This is a genomic window from Candidatus Bathyarchaeia archaeon (assembly GCA_041447175.1).
In the GTDB taxonomy this organism is placed as follows: domain Archaea; phylum Thermoproteota; class Bathyarchaeia; order Bathyarchaeales; family Bathycorpusculaceae; genus JADGNF01.
The window spans coordinates 2489488-2511478 of the sequence record CP166960.1; the positions used below are offsets into that span (position 1 = coordinate 2489488).

Annotated in this window: 19 protein-coding genes, 1 tRNA gene and 1 pseudogene; 16 read left to right on the plus strand and 5 right to left on the minus strand. The window is 48.2% G+C overall.

What is annotated here, in order from left to right; translation table 11 throughout:
- Positions 1-91 precede the first annotated feature (91 nt).
- Positions 92-475, plus strand: coding sequence for a hypothetical protein (locus tag ACBZ72_12885; protein XES77052.1), 384 nt, complete (start codon positions 92-94; stop codon positions 473-475).
- A 74-nt stretch (positions 476-549) separates the two neighbouring features.
- Here the strand turns inward: ACBZ72_12885 and tsaA are convergent, their stop codons facing one another.
- Positions 550-1017, minus strand: a complete 468-nt coding sequence (gene tsaA, locus ACBZ72_12890; protein XES77053.1) for a tRNA (N6-threonylcarbamoyladenosine(37)-N6)-methyltransferase TrmO — start codon at positions 1015-1017, stop codon at positions 550-552.
- Positions 1018-1103: 86 nt separating this feature from the next.
- On the opposite strand from tsaA, the gene ACBZ72_12895 reads away from it, so the two are divergent.
- The 3 genes from ACBZ72_12895 to ACBZ72_12905 all read left to right on the plus strand — a co-directional run bounded on the left by ACBZ72_12895 (position 1104) and on the right by ACBZ72_12905 (position 2255).
- Entirely contained in the window at positions 1104-1631 is a 528-nt protein-coding gene (locus ACBZ72_12895) for a GyrI-like domain-containing protein (protein XES77054.1), read from the plus strand.
- A complete protein-coding gene (locus ACBZ72_12900) occupies positions 1621-2016 on the plus strand; it encodes a winged helix-turn-helix domain-containing protein (protein ID XES77055.1) in 396 nt (131 codons plus the stop codon). The genes ACBZ72_12895 and ACBZ72_12900 overlap by 11 nt, the downstream gene beginning before the upstream one ends.
- Before the next feature lie 161 nt (positions 2017-2177).
- A tRNA-Asp gene (locus ACBZ72_12905) sits at positions 2178-2255 on the plus strand.
- A 118-nt stretch (positions 2256-2373) separates the two neighbouring features.
- On the opposite strand, the gene ACBZ72_12910 is transcribed toward ACBZ72_12905, so the two are convergent.
- Positions 2374-3072, minus strand: a complete 699-nt coding sequence (locus ACBZ72_12910; protein XES77056.1) for a hypothetical protein — start codon at positions 3070-3072, stop codon at positions 2374-2376.
- Between the two features lie 91 nt (positions 3073-3163).
- On the opposite strand from ACBZ72_12910, the gene ACBZ72_12915 reads away from it, so the two are divergent.
- From ACBZ72_12915 to ACBZ72_12935, 5 genes are all read left to right on the plus strand, one after another.
- Entirely contained in the window at positions 3164-3796 is a 633-nt protein-coding gene (locus tag ACBZ72_12915) for a hypothetical protein (GenBank protein XES77057.1), read from the plus strand.
- A gap of 141 nt (positions 3797-3937) precedes the next feature.
- A complete protein-coding gene (locus ACBZ72_12920) occupies positions 3938-5764 on the plus strand; it encodes a [FeFe] hydrogenase, group A (GenBank protein XES77058.1) in 1827 nt (608 codons plus the stop codon).
- An 89-nt stretch (positions 5765-5853) separates the two neighbouring features.
- Entirely contained in the window at positions 5854-6774 is a 921-nt protein-coding gene (locus ACBZ72_12925) for an ABC transporter ATP-binding protein (protein ID XES77059.1), read from the plus strand.
- Between the two features lie 3 nt (positions 6775-6777).
- Positions 6778-7548, plus strand: coding sequence for an ABC transporter permease (locus ACBZ72_12930; GenBank protein ID XES77060.1), 771 nt, complete (start codon positions 6778-6780; stop codon positions 7546-7548).
- 52 nt (positions 7549-7600) lie between these two features.
- Positions 7601-8374, plus strand: a complete 774-nt coding sequence (locus ACBZ72_12935; protein XES77061.1) for a GNAT family N-acetyltransferase — start codon at positions 7601-7603, stop codon at positions 8372-8374.
- Positions 8375-8415: 41 nt separating this feature from the next.
- Here the strand turns inward: ACBZ72_12935 and ACBZ72_12940 are convergent, their stop codons facing one another.
- A complete protein-coding gene (locus tag ACBZ72_12940) occupies positions 8416-9417 on the minus strand; it encodes a hypothetical protein (protein ID XES77062.1) in 1002 nt (333 codons plus the stop codon).
- A 188-nt stretch (positions 9418-9605) separates the two neighbouring features.
- Here ACBZ72_12940 and ACBZ72_12945 point away from each other — a divergent pair, with 188 nt between their 5' ends.
- The gene (locus tag ACBZ72_12945) at positions 9606-10955 is read left to right on the plus strand and encodes an Nre family DNA repair protein (GenBank protein XES77063.1); all 1350 of its coding nucleotides are present in this window, start codon (positions 9606-9608) and stop codon (positions 10953-10955) included.
- Between the two features lie 264 nt (positions 10956-11219).
- Positions 11220-13073 (plus strand): glycoside hydrolase family 15 protein, encoded by a 1854-nt coding sequence (locus ACBZ72_12950; GenBank protein XES77064.1) that lies wholly within the window; start codon positions 11220-11222, stop codon positions 13071-13073.
- Between the two features lie 66 nt (positions 13074-13139).
- Here ACBZ72_12950 and ACBZ72_12955 read toward each other — a convergent pair whose 3' ends face one another.
- Positions 13140-13694, minus strand: coding sequence for an inorganic diphosphatase (locus ACBZ72_12955; protein XES77065.1), 555 nt, complete (start codon positions 13692-13694; stop codon positions 13140-13142).
- 36 nt (positions 13695-13730) lie between these two features.
- Complete coding sequence (gene nucS / locus ACBZ72_12960; protein ID XES77066.1) at positions 13731-14540, minus strand: endonuclease NucS; 810 nt, start codon at positions 14538-14540, stop codon at positions 13731-13733.
- Between nucS and ACBZ72_12965 the strand changes: the two genes are divergently transcribed.
- From ACBZ72_12965 to ACBZ72_12985, 5 genes and pseudogenes are all read left to right on the plus strand, one after another.
- On the plus strand, positions 14541-15164 hold the full coding sequence (locus tag ACBZ72_12965) for a class I SAM-dependent methyltransferase (GenBank protein XES77067.1): 624 nt from the start codon (positions 14541-14543) through the stop codon (positions 15162-15164).
- Between the two features lie 175 nt (positions 15165-15339).
- Positions 15340-16275, plus strand: coding sequence for a 4Fe-4S dicluster domain-containing protein (locus tag ACBZ72_12970; protein ID XES77068.1), 936 nt, complete (start codon positions 15340-15342; stop codon positions 16273-16275).
- A 307-nt stretch (positions 16276-16582) separates the two neighbouring features.
- Positions 16583-18628 carry a 4Fe-4S binding protein gene (locus ACBZ72_12975; protein XES77069.1) on the plus strand — a complete coding sequence of 682 codons (2046 nt, stop codon included), beginning with the start codon at positions 16583-16585 and terminating at the stop codon, positions 18626-18628.
- 15 nt (positions 18629-18643) lie between these two features.
- A pseudogene (locus tag ACBZ72_12980) lies at positions 18644-19102 on the plus strand (hydrogenase iron-sulfur subunit).
- Positions 19103-19359: 257 nt separating this feature from the next.
- A complete protein-coding gene (locus ACBZ72_12985) occupies positions 19360-21813 on the plus strand; it encodes a hydrogenase iron-sulfur subunit (GenBank protein XES77070.1) in 2454 nt (817 codons plus the stop codon).
- The last annotated feature ends 178 nt before the right edge of the window (positions 21814-21991 follow it).

A 21991-nucleotide genomic window follows, 5' to 3' on the forward strand; every position in this document is an offset into this window, starting at 1 on the left:
TGGCTAAATGTTTCTGTTTGACATGTTTGGTCATGGATTTGCTGGGAAAGGTATATCAGAAAACGCCCCTATTTTGCAGAAGGGTTTCATTATGCAGTTGAAGGTTTTGGAAGAGAAGTACCTGCTGCGCACAAGCGTCAACGAATCCGCCGAGCTCATCGAGAAAGCCCTAACCGAAGTTGGCTTACAAAACGTCACCGTCAAAAAGTTTGTGCCTCCCCGTTACCTGCTAATTCAGTACAGCCCCAGCTGGGTCGGCAAATCACTGGAAGTTGAGTTCCTGTTTACCCCAATTGAAGGTGGAACTGAATTGGCAATCAAATGGCCCTACACGCGTGATCTTCCTGAAACCGACGAAGCACCTTATGCGTTTCTCAAAGAGCAAGAGCAGGCTCGGCAAAAAATCGAGCAGTTGCTTGCGGATTTTAAGAAAAAAATCGGCGCCGAAGACCTGCCACGTCAAAACCAAAATTAAACCACAGCAAACTCCAACTGACCCTTCTTCCAGAAAGGGGGGCGGTGGACAACAGGCGCTGCACATCTCGCTCATCAGTCGCTTTCAAGGTTCGTGTCCTCAGGCATCCACTCTGGCCAGCCCTTAAGCCACTCTGGGATGTGAGCTTCCTTTACCCTGTCACAGACTGGAAAATACGCTTTCAGGTCCAACACCGGTGTTCCGTTGTAGGCGTCCATCCATGGCACTTTAATTATTCCTTTCTTTTCGTCTACTTCGAGAATTCTGCAGGTTGTTAGCGCGATGGGGTTGGGGCGGTATTCGGCTCGGCAAGCAAACACGCCTGTTAGTTTGTCGGCGTATGGGGGTGTGGTTGTGGTTTTGCTGCGGCTTTCTTTGTTGTCGTGTTTGTCTGCCCACCAAACTACGATTAGGTGGCTGAAGTGTTCGAGTTGGCGGAGTGCTGGGCGGAAGGGTTCGTTGACTTGGATGTTGAAGCCTTCTTTGGTTTTGCGTACTGACCCGATTGGGTTGACTTCGTATTTGGGTGTTTTTTCGGTCATTTTTATTCCTCAGTCGGGCTAGGTTTGGCACCATATTTAAATATACCTAAAAATATAGGTTTTATTCCTAATAAAAGTGAATAACCATGGAGCTTCAAGTCACAATCACCCCCGAACTAACCCTACAACTACTAGGATGCGTATACTACGGCGACCCCTTCCACCAAGCAAAAGAATGGGCAATCGAAAACGAAATCGGCAAACTCTGGCAACGATTCATGAACCTATGCCAAAAATACTCAAACCTCCTTGCTGGAATAAGCAGCCAACCCAACATCGGCTACGAAGTCCACATAGAACCAGAGGAATACTTAGCAACCCGAAAGTACTACGTGTTTGCAGGCGTCCAAGTCACAAGCATCCAAGAAATCCCTCTGGAAATGTTTGTCAAAGTCCTCCCCAAAACACGATACGCCACCTTCACCACCAAAGTCGCTGATGAAAAAACAGGGCTCTACGTGCTAAAAGAATGGCTGCCTCAAAACGGGCTGGAGCAAGCTTACCCCTACATCATCGAAGCATACAACGCAGAACGGTTTAGAGGCGTTGATGACCCGCAATCCGAAGTTGACTGGTACATACCCGTAAAGGAGAAGCCGCAACATGTCTTATGAAAAATCATCAACTGCGTTGGTGGAGTCCCTCAAAGCCTCCTTTTACGACATACTAAATATAACCAAAGCTCTGGGTAACGACAAACGCCTGCAAATCATAATATCCTTACTGCTGGGACCCAAATCGTTTGAAGCGCTCAAAGACGAAACCCTGCTGGAGAAAACCGCACTATCCAACCATCTGACCCTGCTGCTTAGGCACGGTCTTATTGAGAAACCTGAACACGGCAAATACCAAACCACCGCAGACGGGAAACTGTTTGTTAGAGCCATCGACATGGCTTACCTACAATCGGGGCATTGGAAGACGAAGCAATTGCAGACTTCGCAGGAGGGGCACTTCTCGGACCTGTTCATGGACACATTCTTTAACAGACGACGCTAACTGCAGCCAACCCCTATAGCTGATTACAATGCGGCTCTCGCCTTGGCTGGAAAGTCAACTTCTTTGGCTATCCAAAACCGCGACGTTTTTAACCCAGAAAGGTTAATTAGCCAAAATAATGTGTATTGTTGCGGCGCTTAAGCCATAAGCGACAAAAGCTTGCCCAGGTAGTATAGTTCGGTCTAGTATATGCGGCTGTCGCCCGCAGGACCCGGGTCCGAATCCCGGCCTGGGCGCCACTTCTCTTTATCTTGTCTTTAATGATTTTCGTTTCAATTGGAATTCCACGTAGTTGTCCTTTAATTTCCGTCAATTCCTTAAGGAAACTGAAAGCATCGCTTCACGGAGGCGTCTAAGTCACTTGAAGTACTTGTTGTATCTATTTTCACAGAACTGCCGATAATCCCCATATTTTTGGAAATGAGCGTAGTCGATGCTCTTTGTTGTGTCTCTTAGGTTTTTGAAGTTGTCGTTGGTTTCAAGCTGTTGACCAACCATTTTTGACTGCGCGTGCGTTATTTCTGATATAACCGACGCGAAGTGTATCGCATAAATGGTGTCTTCTTCGATTTCCATGTCCTGTGGGGTGAAAACGTTGAATAGTTGTAGTTTGAAACCTGAACCCGAGTATTCAGCATGAACCGAATCGTTTTCTTTTTTCAGTTTCACTGGAAGAAGCATGTGCCCCACAAACCACGATGCTGCATCAGTGATGGGTGTGCTTACTCCTTTTGGGCAGGCTGCCATCGTGTCGGCATTGAATTTCCAGTGAAAACCGCTACAAAAGTGCCTGATGACATCTTCTTTGTTTATTATCATTTCATCCAAATCGGTTTTATAATAAAAACAACAGTCTCGCAGCCTTCGAAATGCTGTGTCTAGCTTTGCCCCGCCAGCAAGGTCAATCATTTTCTGAAAATTCAGCGAGGGGCGGCGTTGCTGAGATGCGAAGTAGTGTGTTATCTTTTCTTCAGCTTCTTTGGTGATTGGGCATTGACAGCTGAGAAGTATTCGTAGTAATGCTTTGGCTGCTTCGGTTTCAATTTCTAAGGTCAACTTGCCAACAATCCTCCTAAACGTTTTTGCCGCAAACCCATATATAGGTGTTACTTTTTTTAAAAAAAGTAACACTGGGGATGTGTGGGCTATGACAAACAACGTTAAAGAACAATTCCATCTCAAACCCTTTGACTTAGCGCTAACTGCAATTATGGCAGCAACCAACTTTGTAATCTGTGCAACCGTTGCCCCTGCACTAAAAGTTGTAATACCCCAAGTCTTTCTTGGAGCATTAATCATGGTTCCTTTGGACCTCTTTTTCGCCTACACTACGTGGGCAATCACGCGCAAGAACATTTTCGTCCTGTACTTTCTCATCTTCGGCTTGCTCACTGTACCCACCACAATCTGGGGCAACACCCCCGGTATATTCAAACCCTTTCTCGGTTTAGCCATTGGATTATTACTGGACTTGCTGATAATGCGGCTAAACCCCCAAACTAGGCTGGCAAAGGTTACCCTGGCGGTCGTGTTTCCCTGCATTTTTTGGAGTTTAACCGCCATCGTTTGGTCGATTGCGGGGTTGCCCATCGTGCAGATTTTTCAAACTATGGTCACAAGTGCGCCCTTTCTTAATTCAATCGTGCCAGCAGGGTTCATTTCAACCTTTTTGACTCTGGCTTTGTTAACTATGCCTTCTTCTTTTGTTGCAATTACGGCAGCCGTTTCTACATCAAAAAGAGTTGAAAAGATTGTTCCCGTATCCACAAAACAGAGTTAGGGTTCGCCCTGCAGTTTTTCTGGTCAAGTGGGGCTGTTTTGTTGTGTGTTGCTGTTTTTGGGGTTTTGTGTTGATTTAGCGCAGCAACGCTAAAATAGTGCTACTAATTTTAAAAATAGTAACACCATGGCGAGTGAGTGCATGCAGGTAACTATCAACAAAAAAATAGTTCAAGTATCTAGTAACCTTTCAATCTTTGAAGCCATTCAATCTGCAAACGAAACTGTTTTAACGCCGCAGTTGGGCGACGCAAAAGACTGGATACCTAACAAGTCCTGCCCTTTGCTTGGACTTGCTGAAGTCGATGGGCAACTTGTTTCTTTATCTGCCCTGAAGAAACGTACCGCTCAGGACGGAATGTCAATCAATACCAATACGCCGCTAATCCAGCAGGAACTTGCAGGTCGGGCAGATTTACTTACTGACCAGCATGAATGCTTTTTCATGCGGGAATGGCAAAAAAAGATAGCCGTTGAAGGCATCAACGCTGGGTTAATCACTCAAGAAGAGTATGACGGTTTTTCTTTCTCGACGCGAGGCGCTACCCCCTCGATTGTTCATGACCCCAATCGATGCATCCGTTGTAAATCCTGCGTGCAAACCTGCAGGCTACAAGGTGTAGAAGCGTTAACATTTGATGAAGAAAAAGGCGTAATAGTCGACGAAGAACGTTGCGTTAGATGCGGACAATGCATCCTTCACTGCCCCATGGGCGCATTAGCCACCAGAAACGTACTGGCTGACTTCTTACAATGCGAAAACTGCGCCTTCACTGAACCACTAAGTGCCATGCGCGAGTCCGATGACACCTTTGAAGCGTGGACCCTGCTGAAAAATCCCCAAACCTTCTGTGTTGCACAATTTGCACCCGCCATCCGCGCTTCTCTCGGGGAAGAGTTTGATTTTCCTCCAGGAGAATTGGTTACTGGAAAAATTTATGCGGCTCTTCGCCGATTAGGTTTCAAAAAAATCTGGGATACAAACTTCGCTGCAGATTTAACCATCATGGAGGAAGGCAGCGAATTCATTGACCGTTTAACCAACGGAGGCGTCCTGCCGCTTTTCACCTCTTGTTGTCCAGCGTGGATTCGGTTTGCCGAAAGATTCTATCCAGAATTATTGCCTCATTTGTCTACTGCAAAAAGCCCACAGCAGATGTTTGGCGCGGTAGCTAAATCATTTGGCGCAAAAACACTGGGCGTCAATCCCCAAGACATGAGGGTAGTTTCCATTATGCCCTGCACTTCAAAGAAGACTGAAGCAAAGCGCCAAGAAATGACTGACGCCTCAGGGTATTGGAACGAGCACGGGGAACAAAGCGTTGAAGAAACATTCCAAGATGTCGATTTGGTGCTTACGGCAAGAGAATTGGCGCGTCTCCTCAAGATAGCGGGAATTGATTTGCGTCAGATGCCTGAAGAAAACGCTGATTCCCTTTTGGGTAGCTACACCGGTGCCGCTCCAATCTTTGGCAGAACCGGCGGCGTTATGGAAGCAGCACTTAGAACCGCCCTTACTTTGCTTACCGGAAAAACCCCCGCTGCTCTTGAGTTTGATGATTTAGCCACCATGGATGGGATAAAGCGCGGTGAACTTTCGGTCGGCGGCAAAGTTGTGAAAGTTGCGGTTGCTCATGGTCTGGAGAATGTGCGCAAAGTTTGTGAATCAGTTCTTTCGGGCGGAGAGTTCTCGAAGTATCACTTTATTGAGTTCATGGCGTGTCCTGGGGGATGCATCGGCGGCGGAGGGCAACCGTTACCCACAAATGTATGCACCCGAAAAGCGCGTACAGCTGGATTGAACCGCGATGACAGAGAAGTGTGCGAGTTGCGGATGAGCCATGAGAACCCCGAGATTAAAGCGTTATATCAGACATTTCTAAGAAAGCCTCTCAGCCACACTGCACATCATCTGCTGCACACAAGTTACTCTGCGGTCAAACTAGCACCAAAGACAAATAACAGTTAACCAAGACCCGAAGGAAAACCTTTTCACCCTTTTTTTGACCGAAAGACTTAACAAACTCCCAAAAACCCCCGTTCTTGTTTGGCGGTTAAATGACGGATACCCACAGTGCTGTTACATGCGACAACTTGGTTAAGGTTTACAAAGATAGCAAAACCCGTGCGCTGGACTCCGTGAGCTTTTCTGTTCCTTCCAAGGGTATATTTGTTCTCATCGGCAGGAACGGTTCAGGCAAAACCACCTTGGTGCGGATTTTAGCCACCGAACTTGAACCCACCTCAGGAGCAGCCTTTGTCAACGGCATTGATGTCATGAAACAGGCGCAGCAGCTTCGAGAGAAAATCGCCATCGTACCCCAAGAGGCACGCCCCGTGCCTTGGATGACCCCCTACCAGACGGTGCTTTCCTACCTGCTTTGGCGCGGATTTGGGTATGGCGAGGCAAAACAGCGGGCACGGGAATGGTTGCAGCGGCTGGGGCTTGGCGAGTGCAGCAACACTTTGAGCCGTTCGCTTTCGGGTGGAATGAAGAGAAAGGTTTCGGTTGCGACGGTTCTTGCTTCTGAGGCAGAAATTGTTTTCCTTGACGAGCCAACTACGGGGCTTGACCCGATTTCCCGAAGAGCCCTCTGGGACCTCCTCAAAGAAACCGGAAAAGAGCGTTTTACCTTTCTTACCACGCATTATCTTGAGGAAGCCGAGGCACTTGCCGACTACATTGGCGTGTTAGACAAGGGCAGGCTCATCCGCATCGGAACTTTAGAGCAGCTTAGGCAAAGCGTGAAGTACAATTACAGCATAAAACTCCTCTTTCAGCCCCCGCAAGGTTTTCTTGGGCAATTCAGCGGAGAAATGTTAACCGAAGATGGGTTTGTGCGAATTCTAACCCACGAAGAAGAAGCGTTCCGCATCGCACGGGCACTCTCCAAAGGCACAGGCAAATTCACCATCAACCCGATTTCGCTTGATGACATCTTCTTTTATCTAATCAGCCAACAAGAAGGAGAAGAATAACAGGTGCCAAACACCGCGCAGGGTTCAACGCAGAAGCGAAGCAAGTTCAGTCAGATTCTTGCAGGCGTGCTTGTAAACTCCATTTATGAAATGAAAAATTACCCCGTGGTTTTGATTAACACGGTTTTGGCTCCCTTCTCGTTTCTGTTTTTAATTGTGCTGGTGAGCCGCGGAAGCCTGATTGGACCAGCAGTGCAAGGCGCATTCATCATGACCGTTTTCCAGAGCGGCATGTCAATCCAAACCGACTTGGCACATCTAAAAAACGACTTCAAACTTCAGGACATGGTGGTTAGCTCTCCGACTTCTTGGGTTACTTACATGTTTGGAATTGCCTTGGCAGAAATCGTCTACTCACTTCCCGCTTTAATCGTGCTGAGTGTGCTGGCGTATTTCTTTCTAACCCTGAGTTTGGCGGGAATTCTGCAGTTCGTCGCGGTGCTGGGTTTGATGTTTCTGGTTTCCATCGCAATCGGCTACACGCTCTCCACCTTCTCCAGCGACATCGTGCAAAGCTTTGCCTTCTCAAGGCTTATCTCTACGCTTTTCTCAACAATACCCCCAGTGTATTACCCCATCACCTACATTCCGCTGCCCTTCCGGTACCTTGCATACTTTTCCCCCACGACGTATGTCGCTGAGATTGCTCAAAACGCCGCGGGGTTTTTGCAGGTGCCTTCTTGGAACATTATTTTGGACTGGATAGTGCTGGTTGTTTTGGCGGTGACGCTTTTTTTGGTTGCCAAAACTAAGGCGCGGTGGAGAGAAATCTGACACGAAAAACCATAAAGGCAATTCTTGCTGATTGTTACTTGTGGTGACAAAAATGAGTGAAGTAGTTAAAGTTGTGGGTTTAACTCCTGAAAACTATCGTGAACTCGGGTGCCCTTGTTTTTTAAATCCAAAACATCCCGCGCATCTAACTAAGCTGGAGTGGCTTAAAGACCGTTTTGCGGAAGGCTTCACCATCAAGTCGCTTTACGCCGAAAACCAAAAGCGTCCCATAGGCTTCATTGAGTATGTTCCGGGCGAGTTTGCGTGGCGCGCCGTTGACGCCCCAGACTACCTGTTTATTCACTGCATTTGGATTAGTCCCAACAAGTACAAAGAACAAGGCAACGGTTCACTGCTGGTTCAGGAATGCATCAACGATGCCGCGGCACAGGGAAAAGCAGGCGTTGCTGTGGTGACAAGTGAAGGACCGTTTATGGCGTCTAAGGCTTTGTTTTTGAAAAACGGCTTTGAACAGGTGGCACAAGATGACCATTTCGAGTTGATGGCAAAAAACTTGAAAGCTGATTGTGGTTTGCCCAAGTTTAAGGATTGGCGAACAGAGCTAGCCAAGTACATGGGATTAAATATCGTATACTCCAACCAATGCCCTTGGGTAGCAAGGTCAATAGATGAAACAGTTGAGATTGCAAAAGAAAAACGCTTGGACCTCAAAGTAACCGAGCTTAAAACCGCCCAAGACGCTCAAAATGCGCCCTCCATTTACGCCACCTTCACCTTGATTTATGACGGAAAAATCTTAGCCGACCACTACATTTCCAGCACACGTCTCTTAAGCGTCCTAAAGAAAGAGCTGAAACTGATTTAGCAGCCTTGAAAAATTGTTGACGAAAAGAAAAGAAGAGTGGGTTAGTGGATTTTCTGCTTTTTCCCTTTAGTGTAGATTACGAAGGCTGCGGCGAAGGCTGTGACTGCGCTGAGGGCACCCAGAATGGATTCTGGAACCACGGTTATGTATCCGAGTATGCAAATGTTGGTGGATGTTGTCAGCTGGAAGCATGGTGTAACTGCTATTAGGTCTTGGTTGTTTTCACTGGTTAGATCTAAGAATTTTTGAACCCAGACGCCCTGTGTTGAGGCTTTGACTTCGATGGTTGAACCTAGTTGAGTGTCTGCGGGGACGGTGACGGCTACCTGAACTCTGCCTTGGCTGTCAGTGAAGGCTTCTGCGGGTGTGACGTAGGTTGAGTTTAGCTCTGTGTTTGATGCTCCATTGTTGAGTGTGACTGTGAACTGCATCTTAACGTTGGGGCGTGGGACACCTGTTGAGTCTTCAAGCTGCGCTGTGAACACTATGGTTTGTCCTGCATTGCCCTGAACGGACCCGCCGTCAGTGGGTATCGGGGAGATCCAGTTGAGTACGTCGCCTTGTCTTACCCCATCTTTGCCTGTGGCGGCGGTTGCTTGAGCTTCACCTGCGCTGTATATGCTTAAGTCCATCCATGATGGTGGCGTGTAGCTTGGGTCAAGTAGTTTCCAGATGGAAATCTGATTTGTGGCGGCGGCGTTGTCGGTTGAGGGAGTGTTCCATGAGAGTATGTAGCTGATTGCCCTCCATGTTGCCGTGTCTGGTGCCATTGTTGCCGTGGCAGAGTAGGTGCTGCCTATATCGACCGTCCGGTCAGGGTGCATGCAGTATGACATGGTTGACTCGGTTTGAGCGCCTAATGTCACGTCGATTGGGATTTGGCCTACCCAGTGACCACTAGATGAAACGCCCAATGCGCCGTTTGCACTGTTATTTGGGTCTTTTATGTGGACTGAATATGGTGCAACGGCGAAGGCGAAGGTGCTCATCATCAAGACAAGCAACCCCAACAATAATGCTGAAAGCATTACTTTATTTTTCATTTTAATACATCTACCTGCGGTTTGGAATCACAAGTCTCAAAAATTGATATAAGTAAAACTTCCAAATTCACAATGCGTCCAACCTCGACATATCCACATATGCACAACGGTAATTGGCATGGTTGGTTTTGGTTTTTTGTGCGGAAAGAATATGAGAACACACCCAACTATCATTTGTAGGCATGACTTTGCTTCAGAAACCCCGTAGTGCATCCGCTTCTTCGAACGCAAACAATTGGTTACTGGATGTCATACGGCAAGTTAATCACTCCGCGTTGGATAACAACCAAATCGCCACATCAACCCGCCAAAGCAGCCTATGCGTCTTGTGCAAAGGCGCACGGAACCTATGCGGCAAAAGCCGATGCCCCCTCATGGTCAAAGTTAACTCTTACCTCAAAAGCGTCCCCCTGCTGGGCAGCGAAGACATCGACGGCGCCTCCCCACCCAGCGTATTCATTGGCAGAATCGGCTACCCCAACGTCTACGTCGGACCCCTCGTGCCCCCCATTCACGAAGACACCCGCCTCTTTGACTTGCCAGAGCATTGGTTTGGCAAATCCATAGACGAAATCGTCGGGTTCCGCAGCCTGCTGGTCCGCGGCAAACACCGCGTCCACGTACAAGAATTCTCCACGGCGGGCAAAATCATGGAGCAGACCCGCGAGTTGGCGTTAGCCGACAACAGTGTCGATTTGGAGCTTAACCTCACCAAGAAACCGCGCGGCAACATTACCTTGGATGATGATGTGCAGCCGTTTGGTCCCTCCGCGCCCATCCGCGACCTGCATGTGGGCAACTCCCGTTTCAATCAACATGTGGAAAAAGCCTTCTACGACACCGACCTGAAATCCACAACGGCAGTACAGGAACTTTACCGCCGCGGCGTGTTGGTGAGCCAAATCCAAAAAGCCTTCAGCGTCGGCGCATTTGGGGTGGAGAAGAACCGGCGGTTGGTGCCTACCCGATGGAGCATAACTGCCGTAGACGACATCATTGGTAAGAGCCTTGTGGCGCAGGTGAAGACTTTCCCCGAAATCAACGAGTACCGCGTCTACGAATCCGTCTATTTGGATAATGTGTTTGAGATTTTGATGTTGCCTGCCGCTTGGAGCTACGAATCCATGGAGGCATGGTACCCTGGAACCACTTGGAACCCTAACGGCGCCAACGTGGTTGTCTACAGCGACGCGGAAGGCAACAACGGACGAACCACCTATGCGCAGATTGGCGGATGCTACTACAGCGCGCGGCTAGCCACCTGCGAGCAACTCATCAAGGAACGCCGCCAAGCCACCGTCGTGGTCCTGCGGGAAGCCCGCCCCGGCTACATCATGCCCATGGGAGTGTGGCAAGTCCGCGAAAACGTGCGAAATGCTATGCGGCAAAAACCCCTCAAATTCAACACCCTTGCGCAGTCGCTTCAACATGTTAGTGGCAAGTTGGAGATTCCGATGCAGCAGTGGATTGCTCAGGGCAAGCTGCTGCGGCAGGAGCTGTTTCAGAAGCGCATAAGTGACTTCTTCGGCAGCAACTGATGGTCAGCTTGTTTGGCTGAAAAAGGTTTTTCGACCTCCCCTCTATAGGTTCTGCATAGATATGCTATTAGCATCCAAATAGGTCGATGGCGGTACTTCTCTATAGCGTAATTCTGGTTCTTTGGCAGCAACTGAAAGGGCTTAACAAACGTACACACAACCTTTTTTTAAAAAAGGAGGGTGTTCCCTCATGTAGCCACATAGCCTTAAATGCCAAGGGGAGTCACCTAGCGTAGGTTTTAGAGGCTGTGCTTCTTTGAGTGGATGTTTTTGAGGCTAGGTGACCATGGAATAATTGGAAATCTCAACACTTGTGCGATAATAAATCGAGACGGGAATGTTGATTGGTGCTGTTTTCCCAACCTTGAATCGCCCAGTGTTTTCGCTGGAATTCTTGACAGCGAGAAGGGTGGGCGCTTTGTTATTCAGCCCAATCATATGTTTCAGTCAGCCCAGAAATATCTGAAGAATAGCAATGTTTTGCAAACCTACTTTTTTTCGTGGTTTGGAAACGCAAAACTAACCGATTTCATGCCCATCCAGACTGCAAGGGCTGAGAAACACCTGCGTCAAGCGATATATAGAAAGTTGGAGTGCCTTTCAGGGGGCACGGTTTTCAAAGTAGAGTTTTCACCCAAATTTGATTACGGCAGGGGACAAACAAATCTGAGATTACTTGAAAATGGCGCTGAAGCCTCTTACAACTCGCACGATGAACATATCTTCCTTTATTCGCCATACCGTTTGTCGTTATTTGGGGATATGGCGGTTACTCAATTTCGTCTTAAACGTGGGGAAAGCGTCTGGTTCTTGCTCAGATACAATTTTGACCACAGAGACGACGATGCTGAATGCGCTCAGGCGTTTGATGAAACTCTTACCTACTGGCGAACTTGGGCGCGTGAACGTGAAAGTTCTGCTGAGGTTCTTTTTCATGGCAGATGGCGGCAGGCGGCTATTCGTTCTGGCTTGATTTTGAAATTGTTAATGAATGATGAAACGGGGTCTATTGCTGCAGCGGCAACCACCTCTATTCCTGAAGAGATTGGCGGGACTCGTAATTGGGACTACCGATTCAATTGGGTCCGAGATGCATCTTTCACGATTCAAGCTCTTTACCATCTGGGGCATCCAGAAGAGGCAAAAAAACACCTATTATGGTTCACTAACGTCTGTAAACAGCATGAAGACCCTGCTGATATTCAGCCCTTGTATGCACTAAACAATCAAAAAGGTCTAACGGAAGAGGAAATCTACTCTTTAGCTGGGTATAGAAACTCCCGTCCAGTGCGTGTTGGCAACAAAGCCTCACACCAGATACAACTGGACGTATACGGAGAGTTAGTCAACGCTTTCTATGAAACTACCCGTTACGGAATGACCCTGTCAGAAGACGATTGGGCTTTCGTAAAAAAGATAGTTGAACATGTACGCAAAAACTGGAACACAAAAGACTCAGGCATATGGGAAGCTAGATCTGAGCCCAGACACTACGTTTACTCCAAGGTGATGTGTTGGGTAGCTTTGGATAGAGGCGTACGCATAGCTGTGGCACACAATTTTGAAGCTCCACTTGACGATTGGAGAGCAACAATGGATGAAATAAAAACGGCGGTTCTGCAGAATGGCTTTAGTGAACAATTGAACAGTTTTGTTCAATCGTTTGGCTCACAAGACCTTGATGCAACTGGGTTGCTTTTGCCAATAGTGGGTTTTCTGCCAATTGATGATCCAAAAATTCAAGGAACCATAAAAACAATCATCGAAAAATTAGGGGGAACAGACAACTTGCTTTACCGATATCTCAACGATGACGGGTTACATGGTAGGGAAGGTAAATTCTTTTTATGCTCTTTTTGGCTGGTGCAAGCGTTGTCTCTTTCTGGCAGAGAATTAGAAGCTGAGAAAGTCCTCTTCAGCATGCTAAAGTACGTGAGCCCAACTGGCTTGATATCTGAAGAAGTTGAAACCGACACAGGAGAACTTCTCGGAAACTTTCCTCAAGCGTTTAGCCATATTGGCCTGATTAACAGTTTAATCTATTTGTACCGAGCCCAAGGGGCGTCGCATAAATTAAGCCTCATCGGCACAGAAGAATTTAACACTCTGCTAATTTAGTGAATGTTTCCGAAGTACTCTAAGAAACTTGTACGCTTCAGAATTTATCATCGTATCCGCAGCGTGTTATTTGACCTGCTTTTCGGGGGCTTGTATGTTTCGTTCGCGGTACTTCTCCATGGCGTAATTGACGATTTCCTTGGCTTCTTTGGCGTTTTTCCAGTCCCGCGTTTTTGCCCACTTGTGCGGTTCCAGCCGCTTGTAGGTTTCAAAGAACTCCTGAATCTCCACCAACTGATGCTGGTGCACATCGTCGATGTCGTGGTAACCTTCAAATCGTCGGTCGCTAACCAGCACTGACAGAATCTTGGCGTCTAAGCCTGCTTCATCCTCGATTATAAGCGCGCCGATAACCCGCACCTTCACAACACAACCCACGTTAAGCGACGCGAAGCTGAGCACCATGATGTCGAGGGGGTCGCCGTCGTCAAACCATGTCTGGGGCACAAACCCGTATTCCACGGGGAAAACCACCGACGACGGAATAATCCTGTCCAAAACAAAGGCTTCCCATTCTTTGCTGTATTCGTATTTGTCTCTGCTTCCGCTGGTTACTTCGATGACCATGTTTAGCAGTTCGGGCGGTTTGTCGCCGGCTGGCAAATCCTTCCAGAAGTTCATATGTATCCTCTGAAGGAAAAAGAGGCGACAGGGTAATTAAATTTTCTCGGCTGAAACCTGCGGCTTTTTAGGCGCAAAAAAGCTTTCCAGCTTGGTTGTGCCTGTTTTTTTGAGAACTTCCGCACAGGTTTTGGGGTCCAATGGTTTGTACTCGAGCCCCAATGTGACCAGCATGCGTTGCACATCTTTGCCCAGACTGGGCGCAACCAGCACAGCACGCACTTCACGGTTCACCTTCGCCTTGATGGGTTCAATGTACTTTGCGAGTTGCAGGGCGGCGTCTTTAGAGGCGTTTTTACGTTTAACTTCCACGATGACGAGTTTACCGTTTTTGTCCTCGCCATAGATGTCCACAAACCCTGGCTCCACATGTTTTTCCCAGCTAATCGGCTTAAACCCCTCCTCAAACAATTCAGGCTTAAGCAGGATGGCGCGGTGCATGTCGTCTTCGGTTGCGTGCAGCAAGAAATCTCCTGCGTCCTCCAAGTTGAGGGCGGAAACCATGAAGATGGAGGTGAATTTTACGCGGACGTTTTCGCGGGGTTTTTGGCGTACACCGTGAACTTCGAGTTCGCCGTCTTTTTGTTGGACGTGAAAGACGCTGCCGGCGGGTTGCCAGTTGACGGGTTCGTAGCCGACGGGGCGATGCACCAGCAGGGAACCATCTGATTTGATAATGACAAGACGCTCGCCGGGTTCCAGTGTGGATTTGGCGCGTCCACTGTAATGTACATTGCAGTTGCCTGCAACCACGAGGGTACGCCTCTGGGCAAGTGCCTTCTCGATTGTGGCTGAAGCTTCGGCAAGGGTGGGGTTTACTTGTACGTCTGCGTTGGAGGGTTGCATTTGTTTGACCAAACAGTTTTAGAAGCGGCTATTGTACATAAGACTTCTGAAGGTTTCGCTGTGAACAGTTGGAGACAGAAACGTTCGGTCATGCGGCGCTACAACCTCACTATCCAGATGTACGATGACCGCTACCGCCAAGAGCAAGAAGCCAAATACCACGCCGCCCTTCAAGACCTAACCCTCCAAAGCGATAGTTGGTTTCTGGATGTCGGTTGCGGCTCAGGCCTATTTTTCCGTTATGTTGCTGGCTTCGCTAAAGAAGTGGTTGGGGTGGATATTTCCCGTCAACTGCTGCTTCAAGCCCAACAACGCGCCAAACCCTACGGAAACGTTGCCGTGGTTTTGGCTGACGCAGACCATTTGCCTTTCAAGGCGGACGTTTTTGGTTTCGTGTTTGCGTTTACGGTTCTCCAAAACATGCCTAAACCTGTGAATACGCTTAAGCATCTGCAGTCTGTGGCGGCAAAAGGTGCCTGTTATGTGGTCACGGGGCTTAAGGGGGCGATGTCTTTGGAGGTTTTTGGGGGTTTTTTGGAGGCGGCAGGTTTAACAGCCGTCGGTCTTCGGGACGATGATGTGCTTCGTTGTCATGTGGTTAGATGCGTCCAACGTTCTGTTTGAGCCGTTCTGTTTTTCTGTGCATCTTCCTTTTTTCCTGATGTATCGTGCGAATGCGGTTGTTTTTCAAGCAATATTTATATCATCAGACCCCCACTCAAGCCTTCTAATAGACAGCTTAGAGCGTAGAACAAGCTCTGTTCGGGCGCATCTCGTCTATGATGGTGGAACAAGATATATGCCGTTCAAAACTCAAAAACTCGACACGGCAGATGCTCTTACGCTAGAGTGGATTTTGCAAGTTAAAAACTACAAATTAACCCTTGACAAGAACCTCTGTGTAGGCTGCCAAATCTGCAGTTTAGCCTGCCCAAAGGGCGCTATAACCGTCACCAAACAGCCCAAGGTTGCAGGCGAAGCGGCAAAGAAAGCTAAAGTGGACATTGACCTTTCTAAATGTAACTTCTGCGGCATATGCGCTGTAACTTGCCCCTACGGAGCCATAAATGTCACTTTAAACGGCAACTCCAATCTCCCCGTCGTGGACAAAGAAGGTTATCCAGAGCTTATTCGCGACATCAAAATTGGCAATCACAACTGCCCCAAAGACTGCGTTGCATGTGTCGAAGCGTGTCCACTGGGGCAAATCAAAGTTTCCAAAGTTACCTACGACGGAAAACCCGTGGAAAACTTAGATGACCTCCCCCCCAACCAAAGACGCCACGTGCAGGTAATTGTTGACCTCCCCAAAGATAAATGCCCAACCTGCCGCGTCTGCGAGTACAAGTGCCCCGAGGGCGTCATCAAGATGCGAAAAACTTTCGAAGGCAAAATCGCCATCGACACAGAAAAATGCCCTGAAGGCTGCCACGACTGTGTGGACGTCTGCCCAATAACAGGCACTCTGACGGTTGGAGACGACGGCAAAGTCATAGTCAACGAAGCCACCTGCACCTACTGTGGTGCCTGCAAGGTGGTTTGCCCAGTGGATGAAGCATTGTCGCTTAAACGCACCAAAGTTTTACACAAACCCATTCACTCAGGGGCTTGGAACAAAGCGCTTGAACGCCTCACCTCACCCGTGGACTGCGTCAAAGAACTCAAGGCAACTAGCGGAAGAAACGCCCAAAAAATGATATGCAGACGTTTCACTACCGAAGAGGTCATCAGATAAGCAAACAAAAACCCCCCACCCCAAGTGCCTGCGTAGCCGCCCTCGTGCACTGGTGCTACGGCGGTTTACATCGCTGGTACTACGCATGTTCCTACTGTTATTGAATGTCCAAAACCGTCGTCTTTCTCAAGGAAAACCGCTACAATAATGCTTTCCATGTTTTTTATGCAGCATTTTTCCATTAAGTTTTAATTTCAAACTGGTGCACTTTTCAAGCAATGCTTTTATATATCGCACGACGCTAAAGCCATTGTTTCCCAGATAAGGGAAGAGTATAAACAAGAATGGTTATCGAGAAGGTTGTATAATGAGCAATCCAGAAACACAAAAACCATCTGAAGCCTCCAAACTTGCGGAAACCCCGCGTGTGGGAGTCTTCGTCTGCCACTGCGGTTTAAACATCGCTGGAACGGTAGACGTTAAACAGGTAGTTGAATACGCTAAAACAATACCTGACGTTGTCCTCGTAAAAGAGAGCCGATACACCTGCGCTGACCCCGGACAAGAAGAAATCAGAAAATCCATAAAAGAACACAACTTGAACCGCGTGGTTGTTGCCGCTTGCAGCCCAAGGATGCATGAGCCGACATTTCGGAAAACCGTAAGTGAAGCAGGGTTAAACCCCTTTGTGTTCGAAATGGCGAACATACGTGAGTTCGCTTCGTGGTGCCATCCTAATACTCCCGAAGAAGCCACAGCAAAAGCAAAAGATACGGTGCGAATGGCTGTGGCAAAAGCGCGGTTACTTAAGCCTCTCGCAACCATGGAGGTTCCTGTAACTAAAAACGCCTTGGTTATCGGCGGAGGCATCGCCGGCATCAACTCCGCTTTAGATTTGGCAAATATGGGTTTCAAAGTTTACCTTGTCGAGAAGAACTCAAGCATAGGAGGTCACATGGCTCAACTCGACAAGACTTTCCCAACTCTGGATTGCAGCATATGAATTGAAGGCCCTAGGATGGTCGAGGTATTACGCCATCCTAAGGTCGAAGTAATCTCAAACGCTGACGTCCTCAGCGTAGAAGGTTTCGTAGGCAACTTCAGAGTTAAAGTTCGCAAGAATCCACGATACGTCATTGAAGACAGATGCACCGGCTGCGGAGAATGCAAAGACGTCTGCCCAATCGAGTACCCCAACGAGTGGGACCTCAACTTAGGTGTCAGAAAAGCCATTTCCATTCCGTTTGACCAAGCAGTGCCTCTTGTCTACTCGATAAACAAGGATTACTGCATCGAGTGCTTCAAATGTATAGATGCCTGCGGTACACGCCGAGCCATTAACTTTGACCAAGAACCCGAAGAAATCGACTTGGACATTGGGGCAATCATTGTAACAACTGGTTGCGATATTTATCAGCCTGTGGAGGACGCTAGGTACGGCTATGGAAGATACGATAACGTACTTACAGCTTTAGAGTTTGAGCGCCTCATCACCGCTGGCGGTCCAACAACTGGTCACGTAGTCCGCACATCTGATGGGAAAAGACCCAAAAGCGTTGCCCTCATTCAATGCGTTGGTTCAAGGGACGTAAACAAGTTCGAGTACTGTTCTGGTTTCTGCTGCATGTATGGGCTAAAAGAAGCCATCCTCCTGAAAGAACACTACCATGATGACGTGGACGTCTACATTTTCTACATGGACATACGCACTCCCTCCAAAGGCTACGAAGAATTTTACCGAAAGGCTCGCGAAATGGGCATCACTTTCATCAGAGGAAAGCCGTCCCAAATACTGGAAGACCCCAAGACCAAAAACTTGGTTATACGCGCAGAAGACACAGAGCTGGGACAACCCATCGAAGTCGAAACGGAAATGGTCGTGCTTAGCACTGCAGCCATACCTAGCAAGGGCGCTGGAGAGTTGGCTAACATCCTTCACATAACGCGAGGACCCGACGGCTTCTTCATGGAGAGCCACCCCAAACTCAAACCAATGGATACACCCATGGACGGCGTGTTCCTAGCGGGTGCCTGCCAAGGGCCAAAGGACATACCTTACAGCGTAGCGCAAGGAAGCGGCGCGGCAGCAAGAGCGGCAACAATCCTTTCTCAACCGAAATGGATGATTGAACCGATTGTCGCGATAGTTGACCCCGCCAAATGCAGAAACGTGAAAGCAAAATGTGGAGTTTGCGTTAAAAGCTGTCCCTTTGGAGCCATAACTGCAGCTGAAGGGCAAGCAGCCCAAGTTAACGCTGCCCAGTGCCATGGATGCGGAACATGCGTTGCAGACTGCCCACAAGACGCCATAACCCAGATGCACTTCACAGACGAACAGATCTTCTCCCAAATCCGAGCGGCTCTAGAAAAAGACCCTGGGGAGAAGATACTAACGTTTATGTGTAATTGGTGAGGCTACGCCGGCGCGGACCGAGCGGGGACGAGCCGGCTTGAATACCCTCCAACGACACGAGCCATAAGGGTGATGTGTACTGGACGAGTAGATCGGGACTTCGTTATTGAAGCATTTAGGCTGGGCGCTGGAGGAGTGCTGATTACCGCCTGCCATCTTCCCAGTGACTGCCACTACATCTCTGGAAACGCAAAGATGAAAGTGCGTATGGATGCCTTGGCTGGTATGCTTCAGAAGCTTGGATTGAGTCCCGAAAGACTCAGGGTTGATTACGTGTCGTCAGCTGAAGGAGAAAAATTCGTCAATATCGTGAAGGAAATGACTGACCAACTGAAGACGATAGGAAAAGAGAAGATATTAGCAGAGAACGCAAAGCTTTATCCAACCTTGGATAACATGCTGAAACGCAAAGCTGCAGCAAAACCTTCAGCTTCAGAAGCCAAAGCAACTGCCGACGCAAAAACAACCAAATAACAACCCTTTCATTTTTGTTTTTTTGCATTTTTGTTGTTAGTGCTATTGTGCACCAGTAAGATTCGTGTTTTTTGAAGAATGTTAGCGTAAAAAACTGAACAGGTGACTGAATTTTTTTTCCGTGAGAATTGTTGGTTGCTGCAAGTAATGTTTATATTTCCATCAAAAAAGCTAATATGTCTAATTAAAAAAACTGATGCCGCTGCCGCCCAAGAACGGGACAGGGTTGAAAGAAGAATGGTCTTTGAGGTTGTATAATGAGCAATCCACAAACACAGAAACCAAACGAAGGCGATAAACAACTCGAACCTTTACGGATTGGAGTTTTTGTTTGCCACTGCGGTTTAAACATCGCTGGAACCGTAGACATTAAGCAAGTAGTTGAATACGCCAAGACCATCCCCGATGTGGTCTTCGTTAAAGAAAACCGATACACCTGCGCTGACCCCGGACAAGAAGAAATCAGAAAAGCCATCAGAGAACAGAAACTCAACCGAGTAGTCATCGCAGCGTGCTCTCCAAGAATGCATGAACCCACTTTTAGACGTACCGTCAACGAAGCAGGTCTAAACCCCTTCTATTACGAGATGGCTAACATTCGAGAGTTCGCTTCATGGTGCCACCAAAACACACCACAGGAAGCAACGGAGCGGGCAAAAGACACCGTTCGTATGGCAGTTGCAAAAGCACGCTTTTTGATGCCGCTTCAAACAATAGAAGTTCCCGTAACCAAAAAGGCACTTGTCATCGGCGGAGGCATTGCAGGTATGAACGCCGCCTTAGACCTTGCAGAAATGGACTTCAAAGTGTATATGCTTGAGAACACCCAAAGCATCGGCGGGCACATGGCGGCTTTAGACAAAACCTTCCCAACCCTTGACTGCAGCATCTGCATTGAAGGACCAAAAATGGTGGATTGCGTCAGGCACCCTAACATCACGATTTTCGCTTATTCCGACTTGGTTAAAGTTGACGGTTACATAGGTAACTTTAAAGTGAAACTTCGTAAGAGAGCCCGATACATTCTTGATGACCGCTGCACGGGATGTGGACAATGCAAAGACGTCTGCCCAATCGAGTACCCCAACGAGTGGGACCTGAACCTTGGCACCCGAAAAGCAATTTCAGTTCCCCTTGACCAAGCAGTGCCCCTAATTTACGCCATCAACAAGGATTACTGCGTGGAATGCTTCAAATGTGTAGACGCTTGTGGACCACGAGAGGCTATAGATTTCACTCAAAAGGATGAAGAAGTAGAAATCGATGTAGGCGCAATCATAGTCTCCACCGGCTTTGACGTTTATGAACCATACGACATGCCCCTCTTAGGCTACGGGAAATACCCCAACGTCATCACCTCCATGGAGTTTGAACGACTCATCCTTGCTGCGGGACCCACTGGTGGCAAAGTCATCAGGCAATCTGACGGACAAAAACCCCACAAAATCGCCTTCATCCAATGCGTAGGCAGCCGAGACAAAAACAAGTATCCCTACTGCAGCAACTTCTGCTGCATGTACACGCTTAAGCATGTTGTACAGTTAAAGGAGAAGTACAAAGAAGACATAGAAGTCTACGTCTTCTACATGGACATTCGAAGCCCAAGCAAAGGCTACGAAGAGTTCTATGACCGCGCAAGAGACCGCGGCGTGAACTTTATCCGTGGGCGCGTCAGCCGAATCGATGAAGACCCAAAAACCCACAACATGGTCATTCACTCTGAAGATTCTAACCTTGGGGCACCTATCGAAGTGGAAGCTGACATAGTGGTCTTAGCAACTGCCGCTATCCCCAAGAAAGGCTCAGCGGACATTGCACGCATAATTAACCTGTCCCGAGGCGCGGACGGCTTCTTCATGGAGAGCCACCCCAAACTCAAACCCATGGATGCACCCACTGACGGGGTCTTCTACGCGGGCGCCTGCCAAGGCTTAAAAGATATTCCCTCAAGCGTCTCCCAAGGAAGCGGCGCAGCAGCCCGCGCAGCAACCGTGCTCTCCAAATCCAAATGGAAGATTGAACCCATCATCTCCGTTGTCGACGAAACTAAGTGCAAGAAATGCGGCATCTGCGTTGACAAATGCCCCTATGGCGCCATCAAAATCGAAAAAGGCAAGACCCCCGCTCGAATCATCACCGCCAGCTGCCACGGATGCGGAACCTGCGTTGCAGAATGTCCCCAGCACGCAATTACTCAAATGCACTTTACCGACGCCCAAATTTTGGCTCAAGTTCGGGCTGCGCTTGAAGAAAAACCTGAAGAAAAAATCATGGCTTTTCTGTGCAACTGGTGCAGTTATGCAGGTGCAGATTTGGCTGGCATCAGCCGATGTGAGTACCCTGCAAGCGTAAGAGTTGTTCGTGTCATGTGCTCTGGAAGAGTTGACAAAAACTTCATCCTGGAAGCGCTCAGGTTGGGGGCGGGTATGGTGCTGGTTGGTGCTTGCCACTTACCCTACGACTGCCACTACATAAGCGGCAACTATAAGATGAAAGCACGAACCGACGCACTCAAAACAATGCTAATCAAGCTAGGCATGACTCCAGAACGGTTCCGGGTAGAATACGTTTCAGCCGCCGAAGGAATACGCTACGCCGAAGTCATCAAGGAAATAGACACCGACATGAAGACGCTGGGTAAAGAGAAAATTCTGGCAGAAACTGAGAAGCTGCGACCAACCCTGGAAAAAATGCTCAAACGCAACCCCTAAGCCCCAGTGGGACTTCAACTAAACCTGTGAACCAGCAGCGACAAAGAAACAAGCTTTTTTCTTGAGGCTTGTGGTAAGGCAGTTCCGAGTGATTTAGGGTTAACTCTGTTTCTGTGCTGCTTCTGGTTTGGCTCATGAGGCGATTTCTATATTCATAAAACAAATTATATATCTCCCA